This window comes from Tardisphaera saccharovorans (genome assembly GCF_046635845.1).
Taxonomy (GTDB): Archaea; Thermoproteota; Thermoprotei_A; order Marsarchaeales; family UBA168; genus UBA168.
The window spans coordinates 178,630-192,270 of sequence record NZ_JAQQXN010000001.1 but is presented as its reverse complement, the minus strand read 5'-3'; the positions used below and the strand labels follow the sequence as shown (position 1 = coordinate 192,270).

The 13,641-nt window shown below is 54.9% G+C and carries 14 protein-coding genes and 1 pseudogene; 8 read left to right on the top strand and 7 right to left on the bottom strand.

Features of this window, described 5'->3' with window-relative positions; genetic code table 11:
• The first annotated feature begins 465 nt into the window (after positions 1 to 465).
• Complete coding sequence (locus tag PRZ02_RS01020) at positions 466 to 1,359, top strand: proline iminopeptidase-family hydrolase (RefSeq protein ID WP_449463997.1); 894 nt, start codon at positions 466 to 468, stop codon at positions 1,357 to 1,359.
• Between the two features lie 15 nt (positions 1,360 to 1,374).
• On the opposite strand, the gene PRZ02_RS01015 is transcribed toward PRZ02_RS01020, so the two are convergent.
• The 5 genes from PRZ02_RS01015 to PRZ02_RS00995 all read right to left on the bottom strand — a co-directional run bounded on the left by PRZ02_RS01015 (position 1,375) and on the right by PRZ02_RS00995 (position 6,355).
• A complete protein-coding gene (locus PRZ02_RS01015) occupies positions 1,375 to 1,818 on the bottom strand; it encodes a chromate resistance protein ChrB domain-containing protein (protein WP_449463996.1) in 444 nt (147 codons plus the stop codon).
• Between the two features lie 932 nt (positions 1,819 to 2,750).
• The gene (locus PRZ02_RS01010; RefSeq protein WP_449463995.1) at positions 2,751 to 3,734 is read right to left on the bottom strand and encodes an aldo/keto reductase; all 984 of its coding nucleotides are present in this window, start codon (positions 3,732 to 3,734) and stop codon (positions 2,751 to 2,753) included.
• Between the two features lie 232 nt (positions 3,735 to 3,966).
• Positions 3,967 to 5,133, bottom strand: coding sequence for a hypothetical protein (locus tag PRZ02_RS01005; RefSeq protein ID WP_449463994.1), 1,167 nt, complete (start codon positions 5,131 to 5,133; stop codon positions 3,967 to 3,969).
• 400 nt (positions 5,134 to 5,533) lie between these two features.
• Positions 5,534 to 5,905: an SHOCT domain-containing protein gene (locus tag PRZ02_RS01000; RefSeq protein WP_449463993.1), complete on the bottom strand. Its 372-nt coding sequence runs from the start codon at positions 5,903 to 5,905 to the stop codon at positions 5,534 to 5,536.
• Between the two features lie 90 nt (positions 5,906 to 5,995).
• Positions 5,996 to 6,355 carry a winged helix-turn-helix transcriptional regulator gene (locus tag PRZ02_RS00995; protein ID WP_449463992.1) on the bottom strand — a complete coding sequence of 120 codons (360 nt, stop codon included), beginning with the start codon at positions 6,353 to 6,355 and terminating at the stop codon, positions 5,996 to 5,998.
• A 90-nt stretch (positions 6,356 to 6,445) separates the two neighbouring features.
• Here PRZ02_RS00995 and PRZ02_RS00990 point away from each other — a divergent pair, with 90 nt between their 5' ends.
• The 5 genes and pseudogenes from PRZ02_RS00990 (at position 6,446) to PRZ02_RS00970 (ending at position 10,006) form a co-directional block, all read left to right on the top strand.
• The gene (locus tag PRZ02_RS00990; RefSeq protein ID WP_449463991.1) at positions 6,446 to 6,685 is read left to right on the top strand and encodes a heavy-metal-associated domain-containing protein; all 240 of its coding nucleotides are present in this window, start codon (positions 6,446 to 6,448) and stop codon (positions 6,683 to 6,685) included.
• Positions 6,678 to 8,078, top strand: a pseudogene (gene merA, locus PRZ02_RS00985) (mercury(II) reductase); the annotation flags it as partial. The gene PRZ02_RS00990 and the pseudogene merA, both read left to right, overlap by 8 nt.
• Before the next feature lie 43 nt (positions 8,079 to 8,121).
• Positions 8,122 to 8,838 carry a helix-turn-helix transcriptional regulator gene (locus PRZ02_RS00980; RefSeq protein WP_449464421.1) on the top strand — a complete coding sequence of 239 codons (717 nt, stop codon included), beginning with the start codon at positions 8,122 to 8,124 and terminating at the stop codon, positions 8,836 to 8,838.
• Positions 8,839 to 8,843: 5 nt separating this feature from the next.
• Positions 8,844 to 9,578 (top strand): plastocyanin/azurin family copper-binding protein, encoded by a 735-nt coding sequence (locus PRZ02_RS00975; protein ID WP_449463990.1) that lies wholly within the window; start codon positions 8,844 to 8,846, stop codon positions 9,576 to 9,578.
• A 5-nt stretch (positions 9,579 to 9,583) separates the two neighbouring features.
• Complete coding sequence (locus PRZ02_RS00970) at positions 9,584 to 10,006, top strand: hypothetical protein (RefSeq protein ID WP_449463989.1); 423 nt, start codon at positions 9,584 to 9,586, stop codon at positions 10,004 to 10,006.
• A 360-nt stretch (positions 10,007 to 10,366) separates the two neighbouring features.
• Here PRZ02_RS00970 and PRZ02_RS00965 read toward each other — a convergent pair whose 3' ends face one another.
• Positions 10,367 to 10,744: a hypothetical protein gene (locus tag PRZ02_RS00965; RefSeq protein ID WP_449463988.1), complete on the bottom strand. Its 378-nt coding sequence runs from the start codon at positions 10,742 to 10,744 to the stop codon at positions 10,367 to 10,369.
• A gap of 139 nt (positions 10,745 to 10,883) precedes the next feature.
• Here PRZ02_RS00965 and PRZ02_RS00960 point away from each other — a divergent pair, with 139 nt between their 5' ends.
• Positions 10,884 to 11,360 carry a hypothetical protein gene (locus tag PRZ02_RS00960; RefSeq protein ID WP_449463987.1) on the top strand — a complete coding sequence of 159 codons (477 nt, stop codon included), beginning with the start codon at positions 10,884 to 10,886 and terminating at the stop codon, positions 11,358 to 11,360.
• Positions 11,361 to 11,444: 84 nt separating this feature from the next.
• On the top strand, positions 11,445 to 12,431 hold the full coding sequence (locus tag PRZ02_RS00955; RefSeq protein ID WP_449463986.1) for a Gfo/Idh/MocA family protein: 987 nt from the start codon (positions 11,445 to 11,447) through the stop codon (positions 12,429 to 12,431).
• Positions 12,432 to 12,537: 106 nt separating this feature from the next.
• Here the strand turns inward: PRZ02_RS00955 and PRZ02_RS00950 are convergent, their stop codons facing one another.
• Positions 12,538 to 13,632, bottom strand: a complete 1,095-nt coding sequence (locus tag PRZ02_RS00950; protein ID WP_449463985.1) for a GNAT family N-acetyltransferase — start codon at positions 13,630 to 13,632, stop codon at positions 12,538 to 12,540.
• Between the last annotated feature and the right edge of the window lie 9 nt (positions 13,633 to 13,641).

The following is a 13,641-nucleotide window of genomic DNA, read 5'->3' as shown; positions in this document are numbered from 1 at the left end:
ATTTTTTACGCTGCAGCGAAATTGTGAAAAGGTTTCTATGTAGGGAGAGCTATTTCTGAGACAACTGAAAATCTAATCTACAGTACTTCAAAATATCTGCGTACGCGATTATTAAGAGAACAGAGACTCAGTGGACTACCCTGTACTGGCAGAGGAACTTCTCGCTTCATTCAGCAGGGCTCGCGACTTCAAGGCCCCGTTGGTCTTACCGTCCGTAAGCGCGTCGTCTGCATTCCAAGGGCAGAGCCCCAATGGACAATGTACCGGCTTCCGTATAGCTGTTAAATTTATAATGGGGCTGATCGCAGCGCCCTTCGTAGTGTACATGTTTTCCGTATAGCTGTTAAATTTGTCGCACTCCCCTGAGAAAGGCCATCCATGCTATCCTTAGGAAAGCGAATTTCCGCCCCCCCAAACTCCGCCACGTCAAAAACCCATATAAGGCAGCCAACAAAGAAATGGCTCATGGTCGTCGTAGAAGAGGGATTTAAGGACGTCTTAGGACTTAAAATATACTACAAAATAGTGAGAGCTCAGCCTGAGATCGCGAAGCTCCTCACCATGCACGGGGGACCAGGAAGCTCGCACGACTACCTCCTACCCCTTGCCGACCTGGCGGATAGGGGAATAACCGTGATCTTTTACGATCAATTTGGATGTGGTCGCTCGGAAGAGCCAGACAGGTCCAAGTTCACCATCGAGTACGGGATAGAGGAGGCCGAGGAGCTCAGAAGAAAGCTCGTGGGTAATGAAAAGGTGTTCCTGATGGGATCGTCTTACGGTGGCGCTCTCGCCCTAGCCTACTCCCTTAAGTACCAGGACAGATTGCGCGGCCTCATAATTTCAGGAGGACTCTCAAGCGTTCCGCTCGCAGTCTCCGAGATGAAGAGATTAATAGAGGGACTATCCGAGGAATCGAGAGAGGCCATAAGGCGCTTCGAGCAAACCGGGGATGAAGAGGATCCAGCCTATAAGAGGGCTGTGCAGGAGTTCTACTCGAAGCACTTGCTTAGGCTGCCAGACGTGCCGCCACCGGTCAAGATCTCCCTTGACTTCGCCGAGAAGAGGAACGTGTACAGGGTTATGAACGGACCGAACGAGTTCACCATAACGGGGACCATAAAGAACTGGGACATAACCGACAGGCTTTCGGAGATTCACCTCCCAACGCTCATAACCGTGGGCGAATATGATGAGGTGACGCCTAAAGTCGCGGAAGTAATTCATGAGAAGATCACAGGCTCCCAGTTAATTGTTTTCGAGAACTGCTCTCATCTCACCATGTGGGAAAACAGGGAAGGTTACAACGCTGCGCTGGAAAGCTTCATAAAGGGCTTGCTGGCTGGGCGTAGCGGGTAGAAGCCTGACCATCTATTACTGTGACTGCGCCCGCTGCTTGAAGTACGCATAAAGGGCATCGTAAAGGGGAAACTGCAAGCGCATGTTATCGTAATCGTCTTTGGATATCAACCTGAAGCCCGCAGCTGCAGCCCTAAGGCCAGCTGACTCCGGTGGAGGGTTAGGGACCTTAGCGTCAGCTCCCCTCACTACCTTTGCGAGCTCAAGCAGCGCTGGATCCTTAAGGCCATATTTCCTTATTATGGCATCAAAGGAGACGCGTTCCTCACCTCCCTCAAAGTAATGCGTGAGCTCGACACCTGGAACGTCAAAGGGAATCGCTCCTTCCTTCTCCGCTATCTCTTTTACCGAATCAGCTGGCACGAAAAGGAACTCAGCGCTAGCGTCCACGAACTTACTTATCAGCCAAGGGCACGCTATCCTGTCAACGTGAGCTCTTTCCCTTGTGACCCATTTCATGGCGAATGGAGACCGCGTGCGCATTTACGCCTTTTCACTGGCGATCTAAACCTTCATGGTTGAAGCCAGAGCACACCCTTATGGCCTCTTGCTAAGGGGTAAAAGAGGGCGGCCTGGGATGTGGTGTAAGCGAGGATGAGCTCGAGTATCGCAACCGTTCCTAACGTAGACCTAAACTCCTCAGACGATGGACGATGACCTAGTAGCTTTTCTGTCGCTCCTTCTCTTCACCTCTATTCGAGTCCTGCCGATGCCGAAGATCAAAAGGTCCGTTACGGCTTATCCAACAGCTTGCCGCCGAAGAGACGCTCAGAGATCGCTCATTCCATCGCATTGGGTATCCTTTCCTCAGAAAGTTGCTTCCTATGCTTACACTATGAAGCAGGGAACTAGCAAAAACACGTTTTCCTACCGAGTCGCGAAGCAGCAAAAGCCCGCATCTCAAGCTACTTTAGCATCGTGGGCACGAACAACCTCCACAAGTCAAGGTTAGGGAAAACCGCTGTGCGAGCCCACGGACACCTCTACAACAGGGGCCTCAGCCTAACAGCGGATGCTCGATTTTGAAAGTTCGAGCATTACCTCAACACATTATCCCTCCTGAATCACCTGTATTTTCCAGAATTTGAGAAAGCCGAAAGCAGCGTCGTGCCTCTTCTAAACGCGGACCGGCTTTGACGCAGAACGCAGACAGCAAGAAGCCACACTCGACGAGTGGCGAACGGTGACTGAGCTCATCAAGTAATGGCCAAGCTCATTGTCATTTAGGCGACCAATTTGGCGATATAAAGGGAAGGCGAGATCTGAAATACTACGTGCGATGATAGCGATGATTTGACAGCTTAAGCGAGCAAGCGAATAAAAAGGTACCCATAACCAAATAAAAAACCAGTCAGAAAAAACGCCCGTCAGATTTCGGCCGACCGTCAACCTCAGCGGTGACCATAGATAGGCTTAGGTCTGTATGGCTCCTCCATGTACTTAACGTCGTCGTCAGTCAGCTTGACGTCGAGCGCTCCCACATCCTCCTCTAGATGCTCTACCTTGGTGGTAGCAATTATGGGCGCAGTTACCCCTTTGTAAAGCAGCCATGCTAGAGCCACCTGCATCGGAGTAGCCCCCTTGTTCTTTGCCACCTCTATGACCCTCTTCACTATCTCGGCGTTCTCAGGAGGAGCTATGTATATACCGTGATCTCCGCCTCCAGGCCTCAACCTGCTGTTATCGTTCGGCCCGACTACCAGTTTTCCATCCTTATAATACCTTCCTGATAGGACGCCAACGGCGTCGGGACTCCAAGGTATAAGCCCCACACCATGCTCCTTGCAAAACGGTATCATCTCCCTTTCCTCCTCCCTGTAGAGCAGGTTGTAGAGGTTCTGCATGCTCACGAACTTCTCGTATCCCTTCATCTCGGCGGTGAAGTAGGCGGTCGCGAACTGGTAAGCCCACATGCTTGAGGCCCCTATGTACCTCACCTTTCCCTCGTGGACTAGGTCCGTAAGCGTGGAAAGGGTCTCCTCGATCGGGGTGTCGTAATCCCACCTGTGGGTCTGGTAGAGGTCCACGTAATCGGTGCCAAGCCTCTTGAGGGATGCGTCTATCTGCCTCAAAATGTGCTTTCTCGAAAGCCCAGAATCGTTGGGCCCATCGCCCATCCTGCCGAAAACCTTGGTGGCCACGACGGCGTCCTCCCTCCTTCCCTGAAGGAACTCGCCCAGTATCTCCTCGGCCCTTCCCCTGGAGTAGACGTTGGCCGTGTCGTAGAAGTTTATGCCCAGGTCCCATGCCCTCGAAAGGACCTTGAACGCTTCCTCCTTTTCGACCATCCAGTCGGCGGTATTGCCGAAGGACATCGTCCCAAGGCATATCCTAGAAACCTTTAATCCCGAACCACCCAAGCGCGTGTATTGCATAATTATTCATACCCATGCAGTTATAAACCCAATGCAAAAGCCCATTCGCTGGTCGAGTTTAGTGCCTTGAGCTTCTTCATCTCTTATCGAGCCTCGCATCGTGCTGGGCGCGGTAAACTCGCCTCTCCCAACGGACCTACGACCCCTGATCCTCTACTAACGCAAAAATACTAACGCAAAAAAGTCATGGCGCGCGATGTTACGCGCCCGTTTCGCTTTTCCCTAGGAACGCTCAAGCCAGCCCAAGCCTCTTTTCCTCCAACTCCGTTCCCTCCGCGATCGCCGCTAACTTCTTAAGGGCTATCGCCTTGGGCACGTTATCCAAACCCAAGAAGGTCTGGAAGCCGCAGTCGGTACTGGCCATTATGTTCTCCGCTCCCAGGAATGCGGCGTACCTATCCAGCCTTACCGCAACCGTCTCCGCTGACTCAACGAAAGGTGTCTTGACGTCCACCACGCTTACGGCCAGCTTTAATCCCTTAGGCCACCCGTGCTCCCTAACGTAATCCTCGTAGATCAGCACGTCGCCCTCATGCCTAGGATTGGCCGTTTCCCCCACTATGGCGCTCACGTTAAGCCTAGCTATTTCAGGCAGCACCCTTCTGAAGTCGGCGTCGCTAACGTGAGATGAAAGGTAGTTACCGTAGCAATAGTGAACCCTTATCCTTTCTTTGGGCAATCCCTTCACCGCCTCATTTATGGCGTCTACGTGATGCGGAAGGGCCTCGTAGAAGTCGATGCCCCAATCGGGTGAGAGCTGCTTTGCCATGGCAAGGTCGGGCGCGTCTATTTGCAGGTAGGCGCCATCGACGCTGAGTATGGCCTCATACTCTTTTCTTATCTCGGCAGAGAGAGCCCCCAAGTACTCCAAGTGATCGCGATATGCCTTGCCCGGGGGAAAGAACACCGTTATTACCCCTGGTGATGGTGCGGTAACGAAAACCTTGGGCGCCCCCTCCTCTCTGGCCAATCTCACGGCCTGTTGGGCCTCGTCCCTTGAGAGGGCCGCGCCAACGTAGGCCAACCTGTCCTCAACCTTCGGGAGGGAAGCGATCACGCTCTGAGAGGAAAGAGCCGCTAAGAGGGCTGGGTTCGCCTCCTTGAGCTCTTCCACCAACCCTGGAAGCCCAGGTTGCGGCACTTTCTCGGTCGAGGAGAAACCATGAAACCTGTTGGGCAGGTACGTGGTGTATCCGCTCTTCCTCTGCTCCCCGTTGCTTACCCACGTCAGGCCCTTTGAGTTACCGCCCAAAGGATGTAACTGCTCGCGTATGGCCGTCCTTTCGGCCCTTTCCACTTCTTTCTCGTGGTTCGCGATTTCCCCGGTAGGGCTCTCCCTCAGCAACGCCTCGACCTCTGGAGTCCTGTACCAGCTACCCACAAACGTTCTCTCTATCATTTGCTGGGATGGCCCTGCCCTCCATAAAGCTTACCACCAAAAAACTGATTATTTGGATTAGTGAACGCAGCAGACCATCGAATTCGCGAGTAAAACCTGTCCATCGGTCGGCTGCCCCTGCAGGCAGAGCAGGAAGCCCGCGTGGAGGGAAACGGCCCAAGCATACCGGCAGTAAAAATTGAAAATCGCTCGCCAAAATACCATAATGAACCCTGTCCCAGTGCTCCCAATGGTTCCCTTGCAGAACGCGCCAACCCATGGAGTAGGTAAAGTTGGAAAAAGGACAAGCGTGCTTGTCGATTGGTGCTACGTCAATCCTCAATGCGCATCTGCGGCACTCCAAAAAGAAATTTACTTTTTCCTGCGCTCAGGGGGACGCAGCTTTGACGCGTACTTGAACCTAGCTGTTGCTCTCTTCCCTCGCCCTCTTCAAGTCCTGCATCATCTGTTCAAACTCCTGCTTCGTTATTTCTCCCTTTGCGTACCTCTCTCTCAGTATCTCAAGTGCTTCATCCCTGGCCCAGTAATCCCTATACCTTGAGGAATGAGGAAAGTACTTGAAGAAGAAAGATATGGCCCATATCACGAATATGGCCCATAGCATGGCAACGGCAACGCCAGCCAGCCCGCCAATCCAGCCAAAGTAGTCAGGTGCGGTCGCGCTGATGGGATACCTGTAAAGAACTCCTATCACCGCGGAGATGCCAAAAAGTACGAACATTATGCCAAGCCCAATGTAGAACGCCTTGCGCGGATCGTCCCTCGCTGTCATCTTACGATTTTGAAAGCGCAAGGAGATAAAAACCTGCCCTCCGAGAAACCCGCTGATACCCGCTGCGAGCCCATCGCTGACGCGATAAGCTCACCCGCCCTTGTCATTGTTTTGAACTGATTCCAGCCACTCGAACACCGGAATGAGTAATTTCCTTAGCTGTAGGCCAGCGTCGGTAAGCGAGTAAGCAACGCGAACTGGCCTTTGTTGTATGATGCGCCGCTTCGCAAGCCCTACCTCCTCGAGCTCGCGGAGCCTCTGCGATAGGAGATTCGCCCTGGGCCTTCCCACAGCTCTGGCTATGTCGTTAAAGCCAAGCTCACCCCTGTTGCCCAAAAGCCCAACTATGAGCAGCGTGTACTGCTTTCCCAGGACGCGGATGACCTTCTGCGATGGGTAAATGCATATCTGCCTTCCGTTGCTCTCAATCATGCAGGCCTCTTCTGACATAAATATAGCCGGGCTACTGGACTTTAAACTTTTAAAGCAACTTTATTTTTATGAACTTTATTTCTTAAAAATAAAGCGGCTTGTTAAATTATGCAGAAAAAAGTTTTGCTTAGGGTTTTTGGAATGAGCTGCGATGACTGCGTAGTTAAAGTGACAAAGGGCCTAAGGGAGAGAACAGGCGTCATAGACGCAAAGGTCTCGCTTCGCGAGGGCAGGGCCGAGGTGCTTATTGACCCAGATAAGGTGGACCCGAAGGAGCTGGAAAGGCTGCCGGTTTTCTCAGGCAGGTCGCCGTATAGAGCTCAGCTCAGGGGCGAGGAAAGTGAGTAAGGCAGGCGATTACGATCTTGTCATAATTGGCAGAGGGGCGGCGGCCTTCGCGGCAGCCATAAGGGCATCGGAAATAACGACAGGACAGGCATCAATAGCTATGGTGGGGAAAGGCCCTTTGGGTGGGACCTGCGTAAACGTGGGATGCGTGCCCTCGAAGTACCTCATAGAGGCGGCAGGGGACGCTTACAGGGCCTCTCATCCAAGGTATCCCGGATTTGAGGTAATTCGCCCTAAAGTGGACTTCGCTACGCTTATGGGCTCCCTTAGGGAAGCGGTCGCCTCGGAGAGGACCTCCAAGTACGAGGACGTGATAGCCGCATACGACAACGTTCGGCTAGTCGAGGGGACGGCCTCGTTCACGGGAAAAGACGAGGTGATCGTTCGCGAATCCGGGCTTAGACTCAAGGGATATAACTTTCTGATAGCCACCGGATCCAGGCCCAAGGTGCCCGACGTGCCAGGGCTCAGAGAAGCTGGTTACCTTACGAGCGACACCGTGTGGGATCTCGACGCGCTTCCCCAGCGGCTCGCCATCATAGGCGGGGGAGCCGTGGCGGTCGAGCTTGGACAAGCGCTGAGCAGGCTTGGGTCAAGCGTCACCATATTCCAGAGGCGCCCAAGGCTGGTGCCCAAGGCAGAGCCAGAGCTCAGCGAGCGCTTGGCCCACGTGCTTAGGTCTGAGGGAGTACGCGTGGAGCTTGGAGCTGAGGTCATAAAAATTGGGAGGTCATCAAGCGGAAAGTCATTGAGGTTTGCCCATGGTGGCGATGTGAATGAGGTGGAGGTGGACCAAGTGCTGGTGGCGGCTGGTAGGTCTCCAAATGTCTCGGAACTAGAGCTCGAAAAAGCGGGCGTGCGCTACTCCGAGAGGGGAGTACGCGTTCACCCGACGATGGCCACCAGCAATCCGAGGATCTATGCCGCAGGCGACGTGGTGGATCAGGGAATAATGGCTGAGGCCTTGGCGGCCAAAGAGGGAGCCATAGCCGCCGAGAACATATACGACCACGCCGAAAAGGAGATAGATTTGGCGCAATTCCCCTGGTCGATCTTCACGGACCCGCAGCTGGCATCGGTGGGTTATGCTCAGGCCGATTATCCAGGCACGGCTGAGGCGCGGCTCTTGGACCTCTCATGGGTTCCCAGGGCCAGGATCGCAAGGGAAGTCGAGGGTGCCTTCAAGCTCGTGGTGGACTCATCCAGCCGCAAGGTGGTTGGGGCACATGCGTTGGCGCCCAACGCCGGCGAACTTATATCCGGAGCAGCGCTGGCGATAAAGTGCGGTCTCACCGTTGAGGACCTCATTGATGCCCCCCACGTGTTTCCCACCATATCAGAGGGCATCAAGCTAGCAGCCCAGTCCTTTAAGAGGGATCTGGCAAAGATGAGCTGCTGCGTCGAACGAAAAACGCATCGCCGTAAAGGTAAGCGCCATGTCAAGTTCGGTGAAGCTCCCCCCGAGCCAACGATCGCCTTCTCAGGCTGGCCAACGCTTTTATCCGTGCGCGCGTCTTACGAACGTAAGCGGGATATCCATGCGCAGGCAAACAGTTTTCGCACTTATCTTCGCGGCCTCGACAGCTCTCCTGGTGCTGCTCTACTCCGCGCTTTCCCTCATGGGCTACAGCATGGGAAAGCTCATGCAGTACAGTTACGGAGGCGACTACTTACCCATGTTTCTCATAATGGCCTCCTTCTTCGCGATTGCCATGATGGCCGTTTTCGGGGTGGCCGGCCTCGCGGCCACGATGGTCTCAAGCGGGCAGACCCAAGGCGCGCAGACCGGCCTCGATGCCGTTTACGCCTCTCTCATGCCAGACGAGAAAAAGGTCGTGGACTGCCTAAGAAAGCGCGGTGGCAAGTGCCTGCAGAAGGACATAACGAGGGAAACGGGCTTCACGAGGCTCAAGACTCACCGCGTGGTGAGCAGGCTGCAGCAGAGAAAGGTGGTCACGGTTACGCCAAGCGGAAAGACCAATTTAGTGGAGCTTGCGCCCTGGGTGATCGGAGGAAAGCCCGAGGAAGATGGAGCGAGGCAAAAAGGGCGATCGTTTCAGGAAACCCCTCATGAATTTTCAAGCTTTCACCGCAACCGTTTCGAATCGTTTCAGGAAATTTCTAAATCGCTCCGAACGTTTATACTTGGGTAAACTAAATGAAAAGTAAATTGGCTTTGATAACGGTAATTTTACTGTTTGGAGTCGGGGCGGGCTCTCTGATGGCCTCAGCGTACGTGGGCAATTACCTTGCAGCACGGGCACCAGGCGAGCTGAACGGAGGGAAGTACCCCGCTTACGGGGGATGGATGGGCGGTTATGGTCCGTCAGCGGTTGGGGCGGGGCCTGAGATGATGGGAGGGGAACTCTACGCGGGTAATGGCTTCAGGACGCTCACCATTTCCCAATCCGTGGAAATGCTTCACCAGCTCTTGCCTGGGACCGCCGCCTTCCAGTCGAACGACACCGTTGTTGTCTACTCCTCCAACGCAAACCTGCTGATCTTCACCATGGGCCACGAAAGGGCCATGAACCTCACCGGGGCTGTCCCCCCTGCGTACGCAACCCATGACGTTTTCGTCGTTGATGGCCTTATCGACCCCACAATAGTTTTCGAGACGCCATCTACCGTGAACTTGACCACAATCAACCTGGACAGCAGCATGTACCACAACTTCGTGATAACGCGGGCACCTCCTCCTTATCCCTACAACGCTATGCCGTACGAGATGGGCTACGGCATGGTCCCATTTCTACCCCCTGCGGACTACTCGACCGGGCAGGCGTACTCCTACTCCTACGCGTTGCACGTACAGCCTGGAAGCTACTGGTACATTTGCACCTATCCCGGTCATGCCGAGATGGGCATGTACGGCCAGCTGGTGGTGAGGTGATAGCCATGAGCAACGAGAGGGCTGCTTTCGCGCTTGTCCTATCTGGCTACGCCCTTCAGGTGATGGCAGCCGTCCTGATAGCGGTGGCCGGCGCTTTCTGGCCCTTCTGGATGGGCTTCGGAATGATGGGATATTACCGCGGAGCGTACCCCTACGGCTTCGCTTGGCTCGGTTTTTGGCTTGGCTTTGCGCTGGTCGCCCTAGGGCTAGGTGCAGTGGCCGTTTACATGCTTGGAAAGGATAAGCCTGACGTGACGGTCGGATCAATCCTTGCCCTCTTGGGCGCGGTGTTGGCCTTCCCGCTGATGTGGGGATTCATGATCGGCTCCCTGCTCATGTTTGTGGGAGCCATGCTTGGGTTAACGGAAAGACAACGAAGCGCACAAAGCCGAGCCCGCGCCAGAGCCCTTCCTCCGAGGGATGCCTAGGGCTTGGGCCTTAGGTCTAAGGGCTTTCTAAAGCACGACCTGAACAACCCGAACGCGGGTCCCATGCGCCCATAGCCGACAACTTCACCGGGTCCTTTAAGGGGTAACTCAGCGATAACTTAGAACCGCTGCTCAGATAAAAGGAGGCGTTTCCAAGCCGGATCGCTGAGCACGCGGCGAGCTGCAGTCCGATCAGGTTTGCTCTAAAAGGGCGCAGGAGCGCCCTGAGGGCACTAGAAGAGGCATTAAGTAAATCAAGCAGGCTGCTTAGCTGGTAAGCGCGAAAACAAGATGATGAGCGCTCCCCGCCTTGTTAAATGGCCTGAAGCTCGCTGCACTTAAAAAAAGTCGGTTTCGGTCCTACCACCAGGGCCTCCAGGGGGTAAACGCGGTATTAGTAAGGCTGTACTTTCCGTCCTCGCCCTTCTTGAGGAACCCGATGCTAACCCACCAGTCAAGCAAGGGAGTCAGGTAGTCGGCTACCAGCGGTGCCTGAAACTTGGAGGTCACCCAGTCCGCTATCTCCTTTCCGCTCTTCGGACCTTCCCTTAGCGCGTCGTAGACCAGCCATCCCAAGCCCCATGGCCCTCCGTACCAACGTCCTCCTCCTCTGCCAAGGCCCAAACCGAGGCCATGGGGACCAGGGCCAGTCCATCCCCTTGGAAGGTAGTCGGGTCCGTAAGCCGGTCCATATCCGGGCCCCCACCCGTACCAATTCCAGCATCTTCCTCTTGGCATTTTCTCCATATATCTTTTAGTCGATATATTTAAAGATATCGGTTACTCGTACCAATTGACAGAGCCATCGCCTCACGATAATCGGTTAAAAGATAAAGGGAAACCGATATAAGCCCCCGCATCACGTTAACCGATAGAGTTGAAGGTCGCGGTTTTGTGCACTGAAGGTTACGTTGACTCTCCGGGACGCGCTCAGGAGGTTCGCGTGTACGAGGTGGACGGCGGAACCTACAAGCTGGCCGAAACGTACGCCAACCCGGCGCTCTTCATACAGAGACCCGCAAACATGAGCCCAAACGTCCCTCTCCGCAGGGGGATAAGGGCCGTCAAGGCCATATTGGACAAGGGGGCGGACGCGCTGGTGCTCAGGGAGTTCGGAGAGTACGAGTTCAAGCTGGCAAAGGGAAAGGCAAAGCTGTACGCTTTTGAGGGAAGGGCAGACCAGGCGATATCCCTCATAGCCCAGGGCAGCCTTCCCGAGGTCACGGCCCCGACCGAGATCGGAGAAGGACCGAGGGGAAGGGGAATGGGAGGAGGAAGAGGAAGAGGGATGGGCATGGGCGGCGGCAGGGGCTGGGGAATGGGCGGTCCCTGCTGGGGAGATGAGAGGCCATAGCGGTCAACCCCAGCCCTTTGCTCCCTAGCTCTTCAGTTTAGGCCCATGGCGACAAACTTAAATTCCCTGAGGCCTTGCCCCATCATGGAAGTAGTTGTGATGGGCGCCCGGGGCTACGGCAGGGTTCACCTAAGGGCGCTGAGCGGGGTTGATGTGAGCGTCATGGAGAGGGATGCCACCGTTGTGAAGGAACTCAGGGCAGAGTTCAAGTTGAAAAGGGTATTCGGCTCCATAGAGGAGGCTCTTTCCTCGGATGCTGACGTTGTCGACATAGTTTTGCCCCACAGCCTTCACGCTCCGGTGGCCATCGAGGCCATGAAGAGGGGAAAGCACGTGGTGGTCGAGAAGCCCATGGCCACGAGCGCTGAGGAGGCTGAGGAGATGATAAGGACCAGCAGGATCACGGGAAAGAAGCTCATGGTGGCCGACCAGTGGCACTTCGATCCCTCAGTTGTTGAGGCAAAGAAGCTGATCGATAAGGGGACGATAGGCCGCGCCATATCGGTGATCGTCAGGAGCCAGGGCTTTTACGATGCATCGGGATGGAGGAGGGAGCGCGCCGAGATGGGAGGGGGAGCGCTCATAGATGGCGGCATACACTACGTGGACACGATGCTCAGCCTGGGGGGAGATTACTCCCAGGTCACCGGGAAGGCCCTCAAGGGAGGGACGACCATGGAGGGCGAGGACACGTCCGCCGCGCTTTTCGCGTTTAAGAGCGGTGCCGTCGGCCTCCTCTTTTACTCATGGGGCTACCGCTACCCGCCCTCCTCGCTGCCGGAATTCGAGGTGGTAGGGGAAGCGGGAAGCCTTTACGAGGACCCGCAGGGGGAGCTCAGGAACGTGAAGGGAGCTGAGTACAGAGGGGGGCGCCGCGAGAACACGCCCGTGTACAGGGGGCTCGTGGTGAACGGGCAGAAGTACCCGGTGGCTGGCTACGATCCGGTTAGGGCGGAGCTGGAAGCCTTCATTAAAAGCGTGGAGGAGGGAACCGACGTGCCCTTCGACCCCGCCGTGGCCAAGAGGGAACTGGAGGCAGTGCTTGCCATATACGGGGTTACCCGCTCTTAGGGGCTATGCCCTCGCGCCGCGGGCCGAAGATTTGCGCGATTGCCGGACAACCTTATCCCGTTCGTGAGCGAGCTGAAACCGTGATCACGAAAAAGGCCGAAGCCTGTCAATCTCTTGAAAAAACTTTCGCAAACCGCCGCGCTCGGAAGCGATCGATCCACCACATGTATGGAACCGCCTCGCCAAACCTGCTATCCAGAACGCTTGCTGCGCTTGCCGGCAACTCCGCGACCGTAGAAGCCCTCATATATCCCATAAGTATCTGGGCCATTTGTCCCGGCCTCAACGTTATCGCCTCGCCATCTTTTCCTTCGCTCACTTCTCCTCCTTTCACGCGATACGTTTCTTCTCCGTCCGAGAAGGAAAGGCCATCAAAGTAGCGCGAAAGCTTTTCGAGAACTTCCTTCAAGTTCACGGTCCTTGCCATGGCCCCCGCGTCAAAGGAATAGGACAACGCCATACGATATCCGCGTTTCCTGAGCGCGGAAAGGCACGGATGATCAGGAGGAACATTTACATGAAAGTGATCCCGTCCGGCATTCCAAGCGATCTGCGCGGAACTCTTAAGGAGAGACAAGTAGGAGGAGATGCTTTTTGCCCCTATCTCGAGCACGCTCGTCTCTTCCCTATCCATGTCATCTCTGATTATGGCGTACCCTTCATCTGCCATCAAGAAGCGAATCGAACTGGTAAAGGTGGAGAACTCCTCGTACTTAGCCTTCAGAAGCACTTCATAATCGGTCTCGTCTCTGTGTATGGTTCCGTTCCAGCCCTCGTTCACCTCGGAATACGTCTCCCTGACTTTTTCGCTTTTCACGAATTCGTCTACATCGACCTCCTCGGCTTCATCAGCGCTTTCTTTTGTCCACGGCATCGAAGGGGCAATTGCCCTTGACTCGTCGATGAGAGATGTGGCGAAGGCAAACCTGTGATAATAGTTTGGAATGCCAAAGAGAACCGAAAAGTCATAGCCTTTTTCTTTCATGTACTTGACGGTATCCTCTAAAAGCACCTTGCTAAGTCCCTTCCTGCGAAACGCGGGACGCGTCTCAACCCCTCCCCATCCGGCCATCTTGAACTGCGTTGATCTAACGTTCATAACGTAATCTATCACGTGAACCTGAGACGCGACCTCCCCGTTCACCAAAAGCTGCCGAAGGTGATCTCTTCCCCTATCTTTCGTGATTATTTCGAAGTCCATTGAAGTTCA